Below are 19249 nucleotides of genomic sequence, written 5' to 3'. Positions count from 1 at the left end.
GGCATGGCTGTTGGAATGGCGCAACGGATGGGGAGGCAGGGAACGACGGTGGCGGAACGTAGCACGGCTGCCGTCGACGTGGCCGACAACAGCGGTGAGGACCCGCTGACCGCCAAGGCGGACAAGGCCGCGACCGACGGGGTGGCGGAAGCTGAAGACACGGCGGAGAAGAGCGCCGACGACACGGGCAGCGAGCGCGAGGACAGCGAGCGGCCCACCATCATGACGCCCGAGCTGCACAGCGGTCACAGGCTCGCCAGACGCTATCGGCTCGAGGAGTGCGTCACCCGTCTGGACGGATTCAGCAGCTGGCGTGCGGTCGACGAGAAATTGCGCCGCGCTGTCGGCGTGCACATCCTGCCCGCCGATCACCCGCGGGCTCGGTCCGTCCTTGCCGCTGCCCGATCCTCGGCGCTCCTGGGCGACCCGCGCTTCGTGCAGGTCCTGGACGCCGTCGAGGAGGACGACGTCGTCTACGTCGTCCATGAGTGGCTGCCCGACGCCACCGAACTCTCGGCGCTGCTGACGGCCGGGCCGATGGAAGCCCACGATGCGTACCAGCTGGTCAGCCAGCTCTCCCAGGCCATGGCAGCGGCCCATCGTGAAGGCCTCGCCCATCTGCGTCTCACGCCCAATGCGGTCCTGCGGAGCTCGACCGGCCAGTACCGCATCCGCGGGCTGGCTGTGAACGCCGCTTTGCGCGGCATCAGCGCCGAACGTCCGCAGCGTACGGACACCGAAGCGATCGGTGCCCTGCTCTACGCCGCCCTGACGCAGCGCTGGCCCTATGAGAACGACGCCTACGGCCTCTCCGGGCTGCCCAAGGGCGTCGGGCTCATCGCTCCCGACCAGGTGCGGGCCGGCGTCCACCGCGGTCTCTCCGAGCTCGCGATGCGCGCTCTGGTCAACGACGGTGCCACGGCATCCCGCCAGGAGCCGCCCTGCACCACTCCGGACGAGCTCGCGAAGGCTGTCACGGCGATGCCCCGCATCCGCCCGCCGGAGCCGACGTTCACTCCGCCGCCGGAGTACCAGCGCACTACGTACCAGCAGGGAACGTACGGCCGTCCAGGAGGCCGTCCCGGGGCCGCGGCGACGCAACCGGTTCCGGCACCTCCCGCACCGCTGGAGAGCCGTACCGGCAAGGTGCTGAAGTGGACCGTGGCCGCCCTGCTCATCGCCGCCCTCGGTCTCGGCAGCTGGCAGATCGCCGACAAGCTCCTGGACCACAAGTCCGCCGAGGAACCGGGCAACTCCCAGACGACCGACGAAGAGCAGGACGACAAACCCAAGGCACCCGTGCCGATCGCCATCCGGGATGCCGAGGAGTACGCCCCGGACGGCACGCCTCAGAACCCGGAGGGCGTCGACAACACCTACGACGACGACGGTTCCTCGTACTGGCGCACCAAGTACTACTACGACGGTCCCGACCTCGAACCGTCGATCAAGAAGGGTGTGGGAATCGTCTATGACCTCGGCGCGACCAGGGACATTTCTGCCGCTTCGATAGCGCTGCGTTACGTGGGGGACCACACCACGATCACGCTCTATGCGGTGGACTCCATCTCGCCGTCCGGTCCCGTCGAGTCGATGAAGAAGATCGCAACGACCCAGACCAAGGACAGGTCGGCGAAGCTCGCCATGCAGAACCCCGCCAAGAGCCGCTATGTGCTCCTGTGGATGACCGCGATGCCGTACTCCGCTCAGGACGGTGTGAGCGGCGCGGGCCACAAGCAGGGCATCACGGACGTGAAGTTCACCGGCTGACATCAGCGAAACGTGGGGAGGGGGCTCACCGTTGGAGAACGCCAGAACCGGAGGCGCAAGCGACCAGGAACTCCTGGAGCGCCATGTCGCCGGAGATCCGGATGCCTTCGGTGAGCTCGTTCGACGGCACCGTGACCGGCTCTGGGCCGTTGCCCTCCGCACATTGGGGGACCGCGAGGAGGCGGCCGACGCTGTCCAGGACGCCCTCGTCTCGGCCTTCCGCGCCGCCCACACGTTCCGTGGCCAGTCCGCGGTGACGACATGGCTCCATCGCATCACCGTCAATGCCTGTCTCGACCGGGCGCGCAAGGCAGCCTCCCGCAAGACGTCTCCTGTCGACGACACCGAGCGGCTGGAGCAGCTCCTCGAGCCTCATGAGTCCGCCGAGGCACCCGCGGAGCGTCAGGATCTCCACCGCGAACTGTTTGCCGCGCTGGCCAAGCTTCCTCCCGATCAACGGGCCGCACTGGTGCTGGTCGATATGCAGGGCTACCCCGTGGCAGAGGCGGCACGAGTGCTGGACGTACCCACCGGAACCGTGAAGAGCCGCTGTGCACGGGGCCGGGCACGGCTGCTTCCCCTGCTCACCCATCTGCGCGGGGACACCGGGGATAACAGCAGAGACGAGGGGGGAAGGAACCGGACGCCGGGGACATCCGTCCCACCGGCGACGGGACCAAGGGACGCAGGAACGATTGATCCTGCTGCTGTGAAGGGCGGAGGTGGGCGCGCGTGACCTCCTCGACCGGTACGACTCAGCACCCGGACGTCTCTGAGATCTCCGATCTCACCGAGGGGCTCCTCCCACCGTCCCGTCAGACCGCGGTGCGGCAGCATCTGGACGGCTGCCCCCTGTGCACCGATGTACAGGCCTCCCTGGAGGAGATTCGCGGCCTCCTGGGCTCGCTTCCCGGCCCAACACGTATGCCGTCCGATGTCGCCGGTCGCATTGACGCGGCACTGGCCGCCGAGGCCCTGCTCAATGCCACCGCACCGGAGGAAGAACCGGTCGATGTTTCACGTGAAACATCGACCACGGCTCAGCAGAGCGAGAGCGCCCCTGGAGACCGCCCGGCCGGACGCCCCCGCGCGACCACAGGCCCCGGCCGGAGTCGTCCAGCCCGTCGTCGCCGTACCGCTGTCCTGGGCGCTGCCTTCGGCGCTGCTGCCGTAGGGGTCAGCGTGCTGCTGCTCCAGTCCATCGGCACCGGCAGCGACGAGGCGCAGAAGTCCGAGAGCGGCGTCAGCGCCTCGGACACTTCCGACTTCTCGGAGAGCAGGCTCGAGTCGCGCGTACGCACACTGCTGACCCCCGACACCGGGTTGCCGGAAGCCTCGCCGGGTGGAACAAAGCCACAGCCGCGCACGGACAGGGAAACCTCGCTCGGTATCGAAGCGAGCCCCAATTCCCCGTTGCGCACGCCGAACGCGGCGGTTCCTGCCTGTGTCCAGAGAGGTATCGGCCGGACCGAGCAGGCTCTCGCCGTCGATCAGGGCACATACGCAGGCACCAGGGCGTATCTCGTCGTGCTCCCGCACTCCAGTGACGGCTCTCGGGTCCAGGCCTATGTCGTCGATGCGAAGTGCGTCGACACGGCACCGAACGGCAAGGGAGAACTCTTGCTGACTCGGGCCTATCACCGTCCCTGAGATTGCCGCCGTGCCGCTCGTACCTGGCGGGAATGCGCGCCCCGTAGGATCCGTTGGGTGGGGTGAGAGTCGTTGACCCGGCCCCACTGGGCAGTAGGCAGTCTGCAGAGACGAGGAATAATCCCGTGAGCGACGTCCGTAATGTGATCATCATCGGCTCCGGGCCGGCCGGCTACACCGCGGCGCTGTATACCGCGCGTGCGTCGCTGAAGCCGCTCGTGTTCGAAGGCGCCGTCACCGCCGGTGGCGCGCTGATGAACACGACCGAGGTGGAGAACTTCCCCGGCTTCCGCGACGGCATCGTGGGACCGGAGCTGATGGACAACATGCGGGCCCAGGCCGAGCGCTTCGGTGCCGAGCTCATCCCGGACGACGTCATCGCCGTTGACCTGACCGGCGACATCAAGACCGTCACGGACACCTCGGGCACTGTGCACCGGGCCAAGGCCGTCATCGTCACGACCGGCTCCCAGCACCGCAAGCTCGGTCTGCCCAACGAGGACACGCTCTCGGGACGCGGTGTCTCCTGGTGCGCGACCTGCGACGGGTTCTTCTTCAAGGACCAGGACATCGCAGTTGTCGGCGGTGGCGACACCGCGATGGAGGAGGCCACCTTCCTCTCACGCTTCGCCAAGTCCGTCACGATCGTCCACCGCCGCGACAGCCTCCGCGCCTCCAAGGCCATGCAGGAGCGCGCCTTCGCCGACCCGAAGATCAAGTTTGCCTGGAACAGCGAGGTCGCCGAGATCCACGGCGACCAGAAGCTCTCCAGTCTGACGCTGCGGGACACCAAGAGTTGTGAGACTTCAGAGCTGCCGGTGACCGGTCTGTTCATCGCCGTCGGCCACGACCCGCGCACCGAGCTCTTCAAGGGTCAGCTGGACCTGGACGAGGAGGGCTACCTGAAGGTGGACGCGCCGTCCACGCGAACGAATCTGCCTGGTGTCTTCGGCGCCGGCGACGTGGTCGACCACACCTACCGGCAGGCCATCACCGCGGCTGGCACCGGCTGCTCCGCAGCCCTGGACGCCGAGCGATTCCTGGCTGCCCTGGCCGACGAAGAGAAGGCCGCGGCCGCCGTGACCGTCTGACGCTCGACCGGACTCTCAACGACCCCACACCCCACACCCCGTAAGTTAAGGAGGCCGCCGTGGCCCTGAAGACTGTGACCGACTCCAACTTCGAAGAGGAAGTCCTGAAGAGCGACAAGCCGGTGCTCGTCGACTTCTGGGCCGAGTGGTGCGGTCCCTGCCGTCAGATTGCCCCGTCGCTGGAGGCTATCGCCGCTGAGCACGGCGACAAGATCGAGATCGTCAAGCTCAACATCGACCAGAACCCGGCCACGGCCGCCAAGTACGGCGTGATGTCCATCCCGACGCTGAACGTCTACCAGAACGGTGAGGTCGCTCAGACCATCGTGGGCGCCAAGCCGAAGGCCATGCTCGTTCGTGAGCTCGATGCCTTCCTCGGCGATGAGGTCCCCCAGGCCTGACGTGACTGCGCCTCGTTTCACGTGAAACACGAATGGGCCAACCCCTTGAGGGTTGGCCCATTCGACGTCTTCGATCCCGATCAGCAGACGCTGTTTCACTGGTTCACAGGGGACGAAGTGCCGGTTCCTTCTGCACGGCCCCGAGGAGCCGATCCAGTGCCAGCTCCACATCTTCCTTCCATGAAAGCGTGGTACGCAGCTCCAGCCGCAGCCTCGGGTGGGCGGGATACGGACGGACTGTCTTGAAGCCGACCGCCAGAAGATGGTCGGCGGGCAGCACACAGGCCGGCTCGGTCCACCGGGCGTCCCCGAACGCCTCGATCGCCTTGAACCCTCGGCGCAGCAGATCCTTGGCGACGGTCTGCACCATCATCCGCCCAAGCCCCTGCCCCTGGTACCCGGGCATGATCCAGGCAGTCATCAGCTGCACGGCATCCGGCGACACCGGGCTCGTGGGAAAGGCCGTGGACCGCGGCACATAGGCGGGCGGTGCGTAGAGCACGAACCCGACCGGCACCTCGTCGACATAGACGACGCGGCCGCAGGATCCCCACTCGAGCAGAACGGCGGAGATCCATGCTTCTTTCTCCAGCTCGGGTCTACCCGCTTTTACTGCTGCTTCTCCGCTGACTGGATCAAGCTCCCAGAACACACACGCTCGGCAGCGCTTGGGGAGGTCTGAAAGGTTGTCCAGTGTGAGCGGTACGAGCCGACGCCCCATGAAGGCTGTTCCTCACTTCCTTCGACTGCCGCGCCAAGGGCAGCGGACAACACGCTCCGTTCCCGGAGCAGGCTGCCGATGAACCCGCCGACTGCGCCAATGCTCAGGCCGGCTGTCAGTAGCTGGCTGCGGCTCACCGATCGCATGGCTCGCCTTCCTCTGAGATGGGTAAAGGTGGATGCGCCATACCAGAACGCATCGTATCCACCCAGCGAGGACACGCCTACCGTGAGACGGCAAAGGGCGGATCGTGTTCCGCCGACTGCCGGACACGACCCGCCCTGATCACCGCATCGAGGTCCTAGACCTCGTCATCCTCCGTGCCGTCCTCGGCGAGTCCCTTCTCCATGACTCGCCCCTCACCCGGAGCGAGGGTCCCGAGGATGCGGTCCAGATCCTCTATCGATGCGAACTCGACGACGATCTTTCCCTTCTTCTGACCGAGGTCGACCTTCACCCGGGTTTCGAAGCGGTCCGACAAGCGGGACGCCAGATCGCTGAGGGCGGGCGAGAGGCGGGCACCTGCACGAGGTCCCTTCGCCTTGGCGGTGCTCGTAGGCCGCGAACCCATCAGGGTCACGATCTCCTCGACAGCCCGGACGGACAGGCCCTCCGCGACGATGCGGTGTGCCAGCCGGTCCTGCTCCTCCGAATCCTCCACGGAGAGCAGGGCCCGGGCATGACCGGCCGAGAGCACTCCGGCGGCGACCCGGCGCTGGACCGGGGGTGAAAGACGGAGCAGACGCAGCGTGTTGGAGACCTGTGGACGCGAGCGCCCGATTCGGTCGGCCAGCTGGTCATGCGTGCAGTTGAAGTCCTTGAGCAACTGGTCGTAGGCGGCTGCCTCTTCCAGAGGGTTCAGCTGGGCCCGGTGGAGATTCTCCAGAAGGGCGTCCAGCAGAAGCTTCTCGTCGTCAGTCGCCCGCACAATCGCCGGAATGCGCTCCAGGCCCGCTTCGCGGCAGGCCCGCCAGCGACGCTCACCCATGATGAGCTCATAGCGGTCGGGCCCCAATTGCCTCACGACTACGGGCTGAAGAAGGCCGACCTCATTGATCGAGGTGACCAGCTCGGCAAGCGCATCCTCATCGAAGACCTCGCGTGGCTGCCGAGGGTTCGGAGTAATGGCGTCCAGCGGCACCTCGGCGAAGTGCGCCCCGGCGGGGGAGACAACCTCAGACGCCGGCTCCGGCTCCGGCTCGGCGGACCTCGGCTCCGGCGTCAATGGCCCCGCCGACAGCGTGGCCACCTTGGCGGCTGCCACACCCCGCTCCGCCGTGAGAACCTGGCCGGCACCCGTAGATGCCGTGCCTCCATCGGAGGGCACCGGCTTCTCCTGCGGAGCGGCCGGGATCAGTGCACCGAGCCCACGCCCCAGCCCTCTACGTCGCTCGCTCACTGGATCCCCTCCGACATGCTCTGCTGATTGTTCTGCCTGACCACATGCGCGGCCTGGGCTTCGTAGTGAACCCCGACCCCTCGCAGTGCGATCTCACGGGCGGCCTCAAGATACGACAGCGAGCCGCTGGAGCCCGGGTCATAGGTGAGGACCGTCTGCCCATAGCTGGGCGCCTCCGAGATACGCACGGACCGCGGAATGCTCGTCCTGAGCACCTCCTCGCCGAAGTGGCTACGGACCTCGTCCGCCACCTGCGAGGCGAGCCTGGTGCGGCCGTCATACATGGTGAGCAGAATCGTCGACACATGCAACGCAGGGTTGAGATGGCCGCGCACCAGGTCGACATTGCGCAGAAGCTGGCCCAGACCCTCGAGTGCGTAGTACTCGCACTGGATAGGGATCAGCACCTCGGCCCCTGCGACCAGGGCATTTACCGTCAGCAGGCCCAGCGACGGCGGACAGTCGATGAGGATGTAGTCCAGCGGCTGCTCGTAGGCCTGGATCGCCCGCTGCAGTCGGCTCTCCCGTGCCACCAGCGACACCAACTCGATCTCCGCACCGGCGAGATCGATAGTGGCTGGGGCACAGAAGAGGCCTTCGACGTCCGGGACCGGCTGGACCACATCGGAGAGCGGCTTGCTCTCCACCAGGACGTCATAGATCGAAGGGACTTCGGCGTGATGGTCGATACCCAGGGCCGTGGAGGCGTTGCCTTGCGGGTCCAGGTCGATCACCAGGACTCGGGCGCCATGGAGGGCGAGAGAAGCGGCAAGGTTCACCGTTGTGGTGGTCTTACCGACTCCACCCTTCTGGTTGGCGACCACGATGACGCGTGTCTGCTCAGGTCGGGGGAGACCTTCACCGGCACGGCCCAGAGCCTCCACCGCCAGTTGGGCAGCACGACCAATGGGGGTGTCGTCCATCGGCGGCGGTGTTTCACGTGAAACATCCTCCCCCGCCGATTCGGTACGGGGACCAGGGACCGGGTCGGTCATCGGTCCCGCGATGTTGGCGTCGGACCGCAAGGATTCACTCTCCTCGACTTCAGGCTCGCAATGAACAGAGCCTCCCATGCTTTCGGGGTCGTGAACCAGCGAGGACGGTGGTTCTGTGGAGAATTCCACCTCTGTGGACAAGTCCGTAACCCTCGCGAGGGGCTTGCGGTCGCGCGGCGTGGCAGCGCGACCACGGCTGATGATTCCCTGCAGAAGTGAGCGACGTTTCACGTGAAACACGATGCACGCGCCACAGGGTCATATCGTTACGACACTCCGAAATGCGTACGTACGGGGACGTGGGCCGACGACCGGGCCGACCGGAACCCGGACAGGCTGCAGTCCTCAACGCCGCCGACGAGTGCGTCCCGTCCTGGCGGCCTTGGCCCGCTTGGCCGCGAAGCGCACCCCGCCGGGACTCTCTCCGACCTCGACCCGCACCACTGTGGACAGTGGATCGACGATCCCTTCCCCGACGTGCAGGACGGAGGTCTCCACAACACCGAGCTTGCTCAAGGCCGCACGGGCACCGCTGATCTCCTCCTCAGCGGTATCACCCTTGAGTGCCAGCATCTCGCCGTAGGGACGCAGCAGCGGCACGCCCCAGCCGGCCAACCTGTCCAGCGGCGCTACTGCTCGCGCCGTGACGACATGAACCGGTGGCAGCTTCCCGAGCATTTCCTCCGCCCGGCCACGCATCACCGTGACATGGTCCAGCCCCAGCAGTTCAACGACCTCTTGGAGGAAGTTGGTGCGACGCAGCAGTGGCTCAAGGAGCGTGATCTTGAGGTCCGGACGTACCAGGGCCAGCGGAATGCCCGGCAGCCCTGCGCCGGAACCGACATCGCAGACCGTGACTCCCTCCGGCACGACTTCGGACAGCACCGCACAGTTGAGCAGGTGCCGCTCCCACAGCCGGGGCACTTCGCGCGGACCGATCAGGCCCCGCTTGACCCCCGCGTCCGCGAGCAGCTCTGCGTACCGGACAGCCTCGGGGAAGAACTCACCGAATACCGTCCGCGCCTCTTCGGGCGCCTGGGGAAGCTCTGCTGCCTCCGTCACCGGAACCGTCCTTACCGCGCTCCCGCGCTGTGTGGCTGACTTACAGGCTGACAAAATTCGGCCCCGTCTGCGAACAGACGGGGCCGACAGGACAACGGAGGTCAGGCAGGGAGCACGACGACGAAGCGCTGGGGCTCCTCGCCCTCGGACTCGCTGCGCAGACCGGCGGCCGCGACCGCGTCGTGCACGACCTTGCGCTCGAACGGGGTCATCGGCTGCATCTTCACCGGCTCACCGGTGTTCTTGACCTCGTCCGCGGCCTTGGCGCCGAGCTCGGCGAGCTCGGCACGCTTCCTGGCACGGAAGCCGGCGATGTCCAGCATCAGCCTGCTGCGGTCACCGGTCTCCCGATGCACCGCGAGACGCGTCAACTCCTGGAGCGCCTCCAGCACCTCGCCGTCGCGACCCACGAGCTTCTGCAGATCACGGCTGCCCGCTTCACTGATGATCGAGACCGCGGCCCGGTCCGCCTCGACGTCCATGTCGATGTCGCCGTCGAGATCGGCGATGTCGAGCAGGCCCTCGAGGTAGTCGGCGGCGATCTCCCCCTCCTGCTCCAGGCGGGTAAGGGTGTCGCCACCCTCAGCGGCGGCGGAGGTGGTGCCTTCCGTCACGGATGGACTCCTTCTTACTTCTTGGACGACGGGTGCTTGGGCCGCTGCTGGCCCTTGCGCTGTCCGGACTTGGCTTGGCGGGCGGAACCGGGAGCGGTCTTGCCTGCCGGCTTCGGCTGAGCATCCTGCGGCTCTTCCCGCTTCTCCAGCGACGGCTTGGCCGCGGAGTCCTGCTGAGGACCACTGGACTGCTGGACACCACCGGACTGGCGCTGGGACTTGCTCTGACGCCTGGGCTGCTGGCGCCGCGCGGCACTGCCCCCCTCGGCCTCCGCAGTGATGGTGTCGCTCTTGATCACGGTTCCGTCCGCCTGCGCGGCAAAGCCCGCCTTGGACAGACTTGCGATGAACCGGCGCTCGTTCTCGTTGCGGTCCGCGCCCTTGGCGACGATGGCCTGCACGATATTGCGCTTGCGGCGGCCACGCACCTCACCATGAGCCGCGACGCCCTTCAGCAGACGCTGCAGGTAGTGGTCCTGAGCCTTGGAGCCCGGGGTGGGGTTCTGGTTGATCACATACATCTGCTGGCCCATGGTCCACACGTTGGTGGTCAGCCAGTAGACAAGAACACCCACCGGGAAGTTGATGCCCATCACGGCGAAGATCAGCGGGAAGATGTACATCAGCATCTTCTGCTGCTGCATGTACGGCGTCTTGACCGAGAGGTCGACGTTCTTCTGCATCAGCTGGCGCTGGGTGTAGAACTGCGACGCGGACATCAGGACGATCATGACCGCGGTGACGATGCGGACATCGGTAAGCGATGCGTGGAGCGCCGCGACCTTCTCCGAGGAGTCCGTGAACTTCGCGGCGATCGGAGCGCCGAAGATCTCGGCCTGTCGCGCACTGTCCACCAGGGTCTGGTTGAGTACGCCGATCGTCTTGCCCGAGGCAATGTTGCTCAGCACGTGGTAGAGCGCAAAGAAGAACGGCGACTGCGCCAGGATGGGAAGGCACGAGGACAGCGGGTTGGTACCCGTGTCCTTGTACAGCTTCATCATCTCTTCGGACTGACGCTGCCGGTCGTTCTTGTAGCGCTCCTGGATCGCCTTCATCTTCGGCTGGAGCGCCTGCATGTTCCGCATCGACTTGATCTGCTTCACAAAAAGCGGGATCAGACAGATACGGATCAGAACCACCAGGGACACGATGGACAGTCCCCAGGCCCAGCCCGTGTCGGGGCCGAAGATCGCCCCGTACAGCGTGTGGAACTGGACGATGATCCAGGAGACGGGTGTGGTGATAAAGCTGAAGAGACTTGCAATCGTGTCCACTAATCAGGCTCCTTGAGCATTGGGCGAGGTCTCTGCGGCCGGGCTGGTCTCAGGAGGTTGCCCGCCCTTGCCGCCACGCAGGTGGTCGCGTAGCAGCTCGTGCCAACGAGGTCGTTTTCGGGGAGGGACATGGTCCACGCCGCCGGGCGACCACGGGTTGCACCGCAGGATCCGCCAGGCGGTGAGGGCAGTGCCCTTCACCGCGCCATGCCGGTCGATGGCTGTGTATCCGTAGTGAGAACACGACGGGTAATACCTGCAGACGGGCCCGAGCAGCGGGCTGATCGTCCACTGGTACAGCTTGATCAGAGCCAGCAGCGGGTACTTCATCGCGCGCCCCCTCCCAGCAACCGCTGAAGAGCGGCGTCCAGGTCTTGGGCCAGCTGTGCATGATCGGCGTCGCCCGCCCCGGGCAGCGCCCGTACGACCACCAGGCTACCGGGGGGCAGCTCGGGCAGACGTTCGCGTATCAGATGGCGCAGTCTCCGCTTCACCTGGTTGCGAGTGACCGCCCCACCTACTGCCTTGCTCACGACGAAACCCGCACGCGTCAGGGGAGCGCTCTCCCCAGGCGCGTGCGGGTCCGTTGCACCGCTGCGTAGATGGACGACGAGTAGAGGGCGTCCGGCCCTGCGTCCCCGACGTACCGCGGTCGCGAAGTCCTCGCGCCGCCTCAGCCGATTTTCGGTAGGCAGCACGTCATGACCTGTTAACGATCAGGCGGACAGGTTGGCGCGACCCTTGCTGCGGCGGTTCGCCAGGATGGCGCGGCCGGCACGGGTGCGCATACGCAGGCGGAAACCGTGGGTCTTCGCGCGACGACGGTTGTTCGGCTGGAAGGTGCGCTTGCTCACTCGGGGGCTCCAGTAATGATTCGTGTGGCGGGGCGTCGCCTGGCTGTCACCGTGCGCCCACGAGTAGCTCGCAATACGCCCGAGTGCACCGCTTCACAATCACCGATCGTGATCTACTGATCGTGATCTTTGCCCATCGGAGGCAGGCGGCAGCAGCCATCGACAACTCGACCTGGTTACGGTACGCGCGGCTACGCCATTCGGTCAAACCAGGGCCACGCCGACCCTGGCTGTACACAGGCTGTGGACAACAACTTGAACCGCACGGGTCGCCCTGACTACCGTGGCTGAACTCGAAACCCTTTCCTACCCGCCTGCCGGGCCTGACCGACCCGTCCCGAGAACCACACATTCGTGGGACCTGTGAGAGAGCGTGCCTTGTGGCTGACGTACCTGCCGATCTTGCCGCAGTGTGGCCACGAGTGCTGGATCAACTCCTCGGAGACGGCCAGCAGGGCATCGAGCCCAAGGACAAGCAGTGGATCGAACGCTGCCAGCCGCTCGCGCTGGTGGCCGACACCGCTCTCCTCGCCGTCCCCAACGAATGGGGCAAGCGCGTCCTCGAAGGCCGGCTGGCCCCGCTGATCAGCGACACCCTCAGCCGCGAATGCGGCCGCCCGATCCGTATCGCGATCACTGTTGACGACTCCGCCGCCGAGCCGACCGCTCCGCCCGGCCCGCCCGTCCAGCAGCAGCCCCGATACCAGGGGCCGCAGCATGACGAGCCGCGTCAGGACGGTGCATATGAGAACTACGGGCACCGGCCCGCGAGCGACGACGGCATGCCGACCGCCCGGCCCGCCTACCCCGAGTACCAGCAGCAGCGCCCCGAGCCCGGTGCCTGGCCGCGCACCCAGGAGGACCTGTCCTGGCAGCAGCAGCGTCTCGGCGGGTTCCAGGAGCGCGACCCGTACGCGAGCGCCCACACCCAGCAGCCGCAGCACGACTACAGGTCGCCGGTACCGGGCCGCGGGCAGTACGACCAGCCCCGCCCGGACCGTCGTGAGATGCACGACCAGGGGACGCACCGGCACGGCGGCCCACCTCTCGGGAGCGCACCTGGCGGCGGTGCGCCGGGGCCCCTGGGCGCACAGCCCGCTCCGGCGCCGGGGCCCGGTGAGCCGCATGCCCGGCTGAATCCCAAGTACCTCTTCGACACCTTCGTCATCGGCGCGTCCAACCGGTTCGCGCACGCTGCGGCCGTCGCCGTGGCCGAGGCACCGGCGAAGGCGTACAACCCCCTTTTCATCTACGGGGAGTCGGGGCTCGGGAAGACCCATCTGCTGCATGCCATCGGGCACTACGCACGGAGCCTCTATCCGGGCACGCGGGTGCGGTACGTCAGCTCGGAGGAGTTCACCAACGAGTTCATCAACTCCATCCGCGACGGCAAGGGCGACGCGTTCCGCAAGCGCTACCGGGACGTGGACATCCTGCTGGTCGACGACATCCAGTTCCTCGCGAGCAAGGAGTCGACGCAGGAGGAGTTCTTCCACACCTTCAACACGCTCCACAACGCGAACAAGCAGATCGTGCTGTCCTCGGACCGGCCGCCCAAGCAGCTGGTGACCCTCGAGGACCGGCTGCGCAACCGCTTCGAGTGGGGTCTGACCACCGACGTCCAGCCGCCGGAACTGGAGACGCGGATCGCGATCCTCCGTAAGAAGGCGGTACAGGAGCAGCTCAACGCCCCGCCGGAAGTACTGGAGTTCATCGCCTCACGGATCTCGCGCAACATCCGTGAGCTGGAGGGCGCGCTGATCCGGGTCACGGCCTTCGCGAGCCTCAACCGGCAGCCGGTCGACCTCGGCCTCACCGAGATCGTCCTCAAGGACCTGATCCCCGGCGGCGAGGACGCCGCGCCGGAGATCACCGCGAGCGCGATCATGGCGGCGACCGCCGACTACTTCGGGCTGACGGTGGAGGATCTCTGCGGGTCCTCCCGCAGCCGTGTGCTCGTCACGGCACGCCAGATCGCGATGTACCTCTGCCGCGAGCTCACGGATCTGTCACTGCCGAAGATCGGTGCGCAGTTCGGCGGCCGTGACCATACGACCGTGATGCACGCGGACCGGAAGATCCGCGCGCTGATGGCCGAGCGGCGGTCGATCTACAACCAGGTCACCGAGCTGACCAACCGGATCAAGAACGGCTGACGACGTCGGCAGCGGCGCTGCCGGGCAAGCCGGCTTCCACAGGCTCACAGCCGACTGTGCATACGGCGCGGAGGGCGCCCCGGGAGGGATCCCGGGGCGCCCTCCGGCATTCCGGGCCATCGTCGCGCCATCGCGCCGCCACCGGCTCGCCACCGGGCTGTTCGAATACATACTGCCGTGAGGCCGTTCTCCACAGATGTACGGCCTGTCTTCCGTCCACAGCCTGGGGACTCCCCGGTTGTCCAGATCGTGTCCACAGACGTCGTTGCCGGGAACTCATCACACCAGGTCAGCCGGTTGTGGATTTGTGACCAACCGTGCTCCACAGACTGTGGACAGAGGGCTCGTCCACAGAGCCGGATCGGTGTTGTCCCCACTCGGCCCACAGGCGCGGCCATGTTGCCCACAGCTTCTCCACACCCCTGTCCACTGTTCGGCAACGAAACGCCCGAGCTCACCGGACCGAGTGAAAGGCGTCACACCAAGGTGCTGGGTTGGCCTGTGGGGAACCTGGGTAAAGCTGGGGACAGCGCTGGGGAGAAGTCCCCCCGGTCTGTGCATCGGGTGTGCAGAACTTTCGGGTGTCCACAGAAGACCCCGGTTGTCCACGGCCGTCACCCACAGGGCCGGTGGACAAAAAATCGGGCCTGACCTGCGTGGATGGCGTTATCCACGGTTTCCACAGGCCCTACTACTACTTCCACTCAGAGTTACCGGGGAATTCGCTTCGAAGAGGGGCCTGTGCACAACTCGGGGCCGGACCTCTGGCCACCGCTCGTCCCGACTTGACCCCGAGCCGCACCGAGTGTCGGTGCCGTACGTCAGACTGGTCTCCGGCATCGGCCCCTGCCCCGGCTGGGAGCCATGCCGACGACGAAGGCCAGAGGGCGAGCGAGCAACAGCAGGAGGCGGTTCCGGTGAAGATCCGGGTGGAGCGCGATGTACTCGCGGAGGCGGTGGCGTGGGTGGCCAGGAGCCTCCCTGCCCGTCCGCCGGCGCCCGTTCTCGCGGGCCTTCTTCTGAAGGCGGAGGACGGCGCCCTCAGCTTCTCCAGCTTCGACTACGAGGTCTCGGCGAAGGTCTCGGTCGAGGCGGAGGTCGAGGAGGACGGGACGGTCCTCGTCTCCGGCCGGCTTCTCGCCGACATCTGTCGTGCCCTCCCCAACCGACCGGTGGAGATTTCCACAGACGGTGTACGGGCGACCGTCGTCTGCGGTTCCTCGCGCTTCACCCTGCACACCCTCCCTGTGGAGGAGTACCCGGCACTGCCCCAGATGCCGACCGCGACCGGCACGGTCCCCGGTGAGGTCTTCGCCTCGGCCGCCGCCCAGGTCGCCATCGCCGCGGGCCGTGACGACACGCTGCCCGTCCTCACCGGCGTGCGGATCGAGATCGAGGGCGACACGGTCACCCTGGCCTCCACCGACCGCTACCGCTTCGCGGTCCGCGAGTTCCTGTGGAAGCCGGAGTCCCCGGACGCGTCCGCTGTCGCTCTGGTGCCGGCGAAGACACTCCTGGACACCGCCAAGGCGCTGACGAGCGGCGACACGGTCACTCTGGCCCTCTCGGGCTCGGGTGCAGGCGAGGGCCTGATCGGTTTCGAAGGAGCGGGCCGCCGCACCACCACGCGGCTTCTGGAAGGCGACCTTCCGAAGTACCGCACGCTCTTCCCCACCGAGTTCAACTCCGTCGCGGTGATCGAGACCGCGCCCTTCGTGGAGGCCGTCAAGCGCGTTGCGCTCGTCGCCGAGCGGAACACCCCGGTGCGGCTCAGCTTCGAGCAGGGTGTGCTGATCCTGGAGGCCGGTTCCAGTGACGATGCACAGGCTGTGGAGCGGGTGGACGCGCACCTGGAGGGCGACGACATCTCGATCGCCTTCAACCCGACGTTCCTGCTGGACGGCTTGAGCGCCATCGACTCCCCGGTGGCCCAGCTCTCCTTCACCACCTCCACCAAGCCCGCCCTGCTGAGCGGTAAGCCGGCGATGGACGCGGAGGCGGACGAGGCGTACAAGTACCTGATCATGCCGGTGCGGCTGAGCGGCTGAGCGGCCGGATCGGGGGCGGCTGATGCCCCGTCGCATGAGCGGCCGACCCCACAGGTGTGCACCCGTGTCCGGGCGTAGGCTCGGACGCGGGTACAAACTGCACACGACTTAAAGGAATCTCTGATGGAGCTCGGTCTCGTCGGCCTCGGCAAGATGGGCGGCAACATGCGCGAGCGGATCCGCCGCGCCGGCCACACCGTCATCGGTTACGACCGCAACCCGGACCTCGCCGACGTCCCCAGCCTCGAGAAGCTTGTGGAAAAGCTCGAAGGTCCTCGCGTCGTGTGGGTGATGGTCCCTGCAGGCTCCGCGACCCAGGCGACCATCGACGAGCTGGCCGGGCTCCTCTCCCCCGGAGATGTCGTTGTGGACGGCGGCAACTCGCGCTGGACAGACGACGAGAGGCACGCCGTCGAGCTCGGCATCAAGGGCATCGGCTTCGTCGACTGCGGTGTGTCCGGCGGTGTCTGGGGGCTGGAGAACGGCTATGCCCTGATGTACGGCGGCCAGGAGGAGCACGTCGCCAAGGTGCGGCCGATCTTCGACGCGCTGAAGCCCGAGGGCGAGTTCGGCGCGGTGCACGCGGGCAAGGTGGGCGCCGGCCACTTCGCGAAGATGGTCCACAACGGCATCGAGTACGCCATGATGCAGGCCTATGCCGAGGGCTGGGAGCTCCTGGAGAAGGCCGACTCGGTCACGGACGTGCGTGAGGTCTTCCGCTCCTGGCAGTCCGGTACGGTCATCCGTTCCTGGCTGCTCGACCTCGCGGTCAACGCGCTCGACGAGGACGAGCACCTGGAGAAGCTGCGCGGCTATGCGGAGGACTCCGGCGAGGGCCGGTGGACCGTTGAAGCCGCGATCGACCACGCAGTGCCGCTGCCCGCGATCACGGCGTCGCTGTTCGCGCGGTTCGCATCCCGGCAGGAGGACTCCCCGCAGATGAAGATGATCGCGGCTCTGCGGAACCAGTTCGGCGGTCACGCCGTCGAGAGCACCAAGTAATCCACAGGCTGTTGGTAGAGCCTGGCGGTGAGCTTTAAGCGGTAAGCCGGGGGAGGTCGGCGTTCCACATGCATGTCACGCATCTGTCGCTGGCCGACTTCCGCTCGTACGCCCGGGTCGAGGTCCCGCTCGACCCGGGCGTCACCGCGTTCGTCGGGCCGAACGGACAGGGCAAGACGAATCTCGTCGAGGCCGTCGGCTATCTCGCCACCCTCGGCAGCCACCGGGTCGCCTCGGACGCGCCGCTGGTACGGATGGGAGCGGAGCGGGCGGTCATCCGTGCGGCTGTCACCCAGGGCGAGCGATCTCAGCTGATAGAGCTGGAGCTCAATCCTGGCAAGGCGAACCGGGCAAGGATCAATCGATCGTCGCAGGTCAGGCCGCGGGATGTGCTCGGCATCGTACGAACGGTGCTCTTCGCCCCGGAGGATCTGGCGCTGGTCAAGGGCGATCCGGGCGAGCGCCGGCGTTTCCTCGACGAGCTGATCACCGCGCGCATCCCGCGGATGGCGGGGGTCCGGTCCGACTACGAGCGGGTGCTCAAGCAGCGCAACACCTTGCTGAAGTCCGCGGCCATGGCACGACGGCACGGCGGGCGGTCGATGGACCTGTCGACGCTGGATGTGTGGGACCAGCATCTGGCCCGGGCCGGGGCGGAACTGCTGGCGCAGCGGCTGGACCTGATCGCGACGCTGCAGCCGCTCGCCGACAAGGCCTACGAGCAGCTGGCGCCCGGGGGCGGGCCGGTCGCGCTTGAGTACCGGGGGTCGGCGGGCGCCGGGGCCCATGGCCGTGAAGAGCTCTACGAGCAGCTGATGACGGCGCTCGAGGAGGTGCGCAAGCAGGAGATCGAGCGGGGCGTCACGCTTGTCGGGCCGCACCGTGACGACCTGCAGCTCAAGCTGGGCGAGCTGCCGGCGAAGGGATACGCGAGCCACGGTGAGTCCTGGTCGTACGCGCTGGCGCTGCGCCTCGCCTCGTACGACCTCCTCAGGGCGGAGGGCAACGAGCCGGTCCTCGTGCTCGACGATGTCTTCGCGGAGCTGGACGCCCGGCGGCGGGAGCGGCTGGCGGAACTGGTGGCTCCGGGCGAGCAGGTGCTGGTGACGGCAGCGGTGGACGACGACGTTCCCGGGGTGCTGACGGGGGCGCGGTATGCCGTCGCGGACGGGGCGGTGGAGCGCGTATGAGCGAGAACGAGAACGCGTCCGCGGCGAAGGTGCCCGAGCCGTCAGGCATCGACCTGGCGCGGGTCGCGCTGCGCGCGGCCAAGGAGCAGGCCCGGGCGCGGGGCGCCGCGGCGCAGGAGAAGCGGCAGGCCAGGCGGGGCGGCGGACTGCGATCGGGAGCACGGGCCGACGGCAGGGATCCGTTGCCGCTCGGCGCCGCGATCAACCGGCTGATCACCGAGCGTGGCTGGGAGACGCCGGCGGCGGTGGGCGGAGTGATGGGGCGCTGGCCGCAGATCGTGGGCGAGGATCTCGCGAAGCACTGCGTTCCGCTGCGTTACGACGAGGATCCCGACGAGCGCGTGCTGACGGTGCAGTGCGACTCGACCGCGTGGGCCACGCAGCTACGGCTGCTGGCGCCGCGGCTGGTGGCGCGGCTCAACGAGGATCTGGGTCAGGGGACGGTCCGTCTGATCAAGGTCCTGGGCCCCGGCGGCCCCGCGCGACGGTTCGGCCCGCTCAGGGCTCCGGGCAGCACGGGCCCGGGCGACACATACGGCTGACAGCGCCCTCCCCGGCTCCTCCCCTCCGATCGGGAGGAGCCGCCTCCCCTTTCCGGTCCGGGTCCCCTTTCCGGTCCGGGTCCTCAGGCCCCTGACCAGCGCAGGAGCGGGCGCTTCCCATGATCCGTCCCGGCGCCCGGCCGTCCCCCGGTCCCGCATGCGCCGTGCCGAAGCGCGACTGTTCCGCCCGTGGCCCGGGCGCTGTGAAGGCTCCCGGCCCGCCCCCGGACACCACCCGAAACCTCCGTGACTCGTGAGGTGTCCCTCACCGTAGCCGGAGGTTGACAGGCCGAAGCGCTCAACGCCCGTGTGAGCCTCTTGGAGCCCCTTCCCGAATATGGGGAGTCGGTGGATGCCCGTTCAGGGCGGCACATGCGGACTCAGGTACCGGCAAACCCCCATTCGTGTCGGCGGTACCGGTAGACTGGTAGGGAATCCCGCCCGACGGGCGGGACCCGTCGATTAATGCCGAACGACGCA

General features: G+C 67.4%; 19 protein-coding genes. 10 read left to right on the top strand and 9 right to left on the bottom strand.

The genetic code is table 11. The features are described from left to right. The first annotated feature begins 48 nt into the window (after positions 1–48). The 5 genes from ACFU5O_RS16995 to trxA all read left to right on the top strand — a co-directional run bounded on the left by ACFU5O_RS16995 (position 49) and on the right by trxA (position 4912). Positions 49–1770, top strand: a complete 1722-nt coding sequence (locus ACFU5O_RS16995; RefSeq protein ID WP_384240906.1) for a protein kinase family protein — start codon at positions 49–51, stop codon at positions 1768–1770. Positions 1771–1801: 31 nt separating this feature from the next. Further along, positions 1802–2506: an RNA polymerase sigma factor SigM gene (sigM, locus tag ACFU5O_RS16990; protein ID WP_384240904.1), complete on the top strand. Its 705-nt coding sequence runs from the start codon at positions 1802–1804 to the stop codon at positions 2504–2506. Continuing rightward, complete coding sequence (locus ACFU5O_RS16985; RefSeq protein WP_384240902.1) at positions 2503–3420, top strand: hypothetical protein; 918 nt, start codon at positions 2503–2505, stop codon at positions 3418–3420. Before sigM ends, ACFU5O_RS16985 begins: the two co-directional genes overlap by 4 nt. 125 nt (positions 3421–3545) lie before the next feature. Next, positions 3546–4511 (top strand): thioredoxin-disulfide reductase, encoded by a 966-nt coding sequence (gene trxB / locus ACFU5O_RS16980; RefSeq protein WP_384240900.1) that lies wholly within the window; start codon positions 3546–3548, stop codon positions 4509–4511. A 59-nt stretch (positions 4512–4570) separates the two neighbouring features. Then, positions 4571–4912: a thioredoxin gene (gene trxA / locus ACFU5O_RS16975; RefSeq protein WP_384240898.1), complete on the top strand. Its 342-nt coding sequence runs from the start codon at positions 4571–4573 to the stop codon at positions 4910–4912. A gap of 103 nt (positions 4913–5015) precedes the next feature. Here the strand turns inward: trxA and ACFU5O_RS16970 are convergent, their stop codons facing one another. The 9 genes from ACFU5O_RS16970 to rpmH form a co-directional block, all read right to left on the bottom strand. Further along, positions 5016–5633, bottom strand: a complete 618-nt coding sequence (locus tag ACFU5O_RS16970; RefSeq protein WP_384240896.1) for a GNAT family N-acetyltransferase — start codon at positions 5631–5633, stop codon at positions 5016–5018. A gap of 301 nt (positions 5634–5934) precedes the next feature. Continuing rightward, positions 5935–7032: a ParB/RepB/Spo0J family partition protein gene (locus ACFU5O_RS16965; RefSeq protein ID WP_384240895.1), complete on the bottom strand. Its 1098-nt coding sequence runs from the start codon at positions 7030–7032 to the stop codon at positions 5935–5937. After that, entirely contained in the window at positions 7029–8105 is a 1077-nt protein-coding gene (locus tag ACFU5O_RS16960) for a ParA family protein (protein ID WP_384241107.1), read from the bottom strand. The genes ACFU5O_RS16965 and ACFU5O_RS16960 overlap by 4 nt, the downstream gene beginning before the upstream one ends. Before the next feature lie 267 nt (positions 8106–8372). Then, entirely contained in the window at positions 8373–9089 is a 717-nt protein-coding gene (rsmG, locus tag ACFU5O_RS16955; protein WP_384240893.1) for a 16S rRNA (guanine(527)-N(7))-methyltransferase RsmG, read from the bottom strand. 101 nt (positions 9090–9190) lie between these two features. Then, positions 9191–9703, bottom strand: a complete 513-nt coding sequence (locus ACFU5O_RS16950) for a protein jag (RefSeq protein ID WP_384240891.1) — start codon at positions 9701–9703, stop codon at positions 9191–9193. Between the two features lie 14 nt (positions 9704–9717). Further along, positions 9718–10977, bottom strand: a complete 1260-nt coding sequence (gene yidC, locus ACFU5O_RS16945) for a membrane protein insertase YidC (RefSeq protein WP_384240889.1) — start codon at positions 10975–10977, stop codon at positions 9718–9720. Positions 10978–10980: 3 nt separating this feature from the next. After that, positions 10981–11307, bottom strand: a complete 327-nt coding sequence (gene yidD, locus ACFU5O_RS16940) for a membrane protein insertion efficiency factor YidD (RefSeq protein WP_109295069.1) — start codon at positions 11305–11307, stop codon at positions 10981–10983. Continuing rightward, a complete protein-coding gene (gene rnpA, locus ACFU5O_RS16935) occupies positions 11304–11675 on the bottom strand; it encodes a ribonuclease P protein component (RefSeq protein WP_384240886.1) in 372 nt (123 codons plus the stop codon). The genes yidD and rnpA overlap by 4 nt, the downstream gene beginning before the upstream one ends. 18 nt (positions 11676–11693) lie before the next feature. Continuing rightward, a complete protein-coding gene (rpmH, locus tag ACFU5O_RS16930; RefSeq protein ID WP_018846094.1) occupies positions 11694–11831 on the bottom strand; it encodes a 50S ribosomal protein L34 in 138 nt (45 codons plus the stop codon). Positions 11832–12211: 380 nt separating this feature from the next. Between rpmH and dnaA the strand changes: the two genes are divergently transcribed. The 5 genes from dnaA (at position 12212) to ACFU5O_RS16905 (ending at position 18769) form a co-directional block, all read left to right on the top strand. Next, positions 12212–13987, top strand: a complete 1776-nt coding sequence (dnaA, locus tag ACFU5O_RS16925; RefSeq protein WP_384240884.1) for a chromosomal replication initiator protein DnaA — start codon at positions 12212–12214, stop codon at positions 13985–13987. A gap of 917 nt (positions 13988–14904) precedes the next feature. Continuing rightward, a complete protein-coding gene (gene dnaN / locus ACFU5O_RS16920; protein WP_384240881.1) occupies positions 14905–16035 on the top strand; it encodes a DNA polymerase III subunit beta in 1131 nt (376 codons plus the stop codon). A 123-nt stretch (positions 16036–16158) separates the two neighbouring features. Further along, the gene (gnd, locus tag ACFU5O_RS16915; RefSeq protein ID WP_384240879.1) at positions 16159–17037 is read left to right on the top strand and encodes a phosphogluconate dehydrogenase (NAD(+)-dependent, decarboxylating); all 879 of its coding nucleotides are present in this window, start codon (positions 16159–16161) and stop codon (positions 17035–17037) included. A gap of 68 nt (positions 17038–17105) precedes the next feature. Next, a complete protein-coding gene (gene recF, locus ACFU5O_RS16910) occupies positions 17106–18227 on the top strand; it encodes a DNA replication/repair protein RecF (RefSeq protein WP_384240877.1) in 1122 nt (373 codons plus the stop codon). After that, the gene (locus ACFU5O_RS16905; RefSeq protein WP_384240874.1) at positions 18224–18769 is read left to right on the top strand and encodes a DUF721 domain-containing protein; all 546 of its coding nucleotides are present in this window, start codon (positions 18224–18226) and stop codon (positions 18767–18769) included. Before recF ends, ACFU5O_RS16905 begins: the two co-directional genes overlap by 4 nt. The last annotated feature ends 480 nt before the right edge of the window (positions 18770–19249 follow it).

The organism is Streptomyces sp. NPDC057445, assembly GCF_042802855.1.
Lineage (GTDB): Bacteria > Actinomycetota > Actinomycetes > Streptomycetales > Streptomycetaceae > Streptomyces.
The sequence above is the reverse complement of the archived record's forward strand: the minus strand, read 5'-3'. Positions and strand labels throughout refer to the sequence as shown.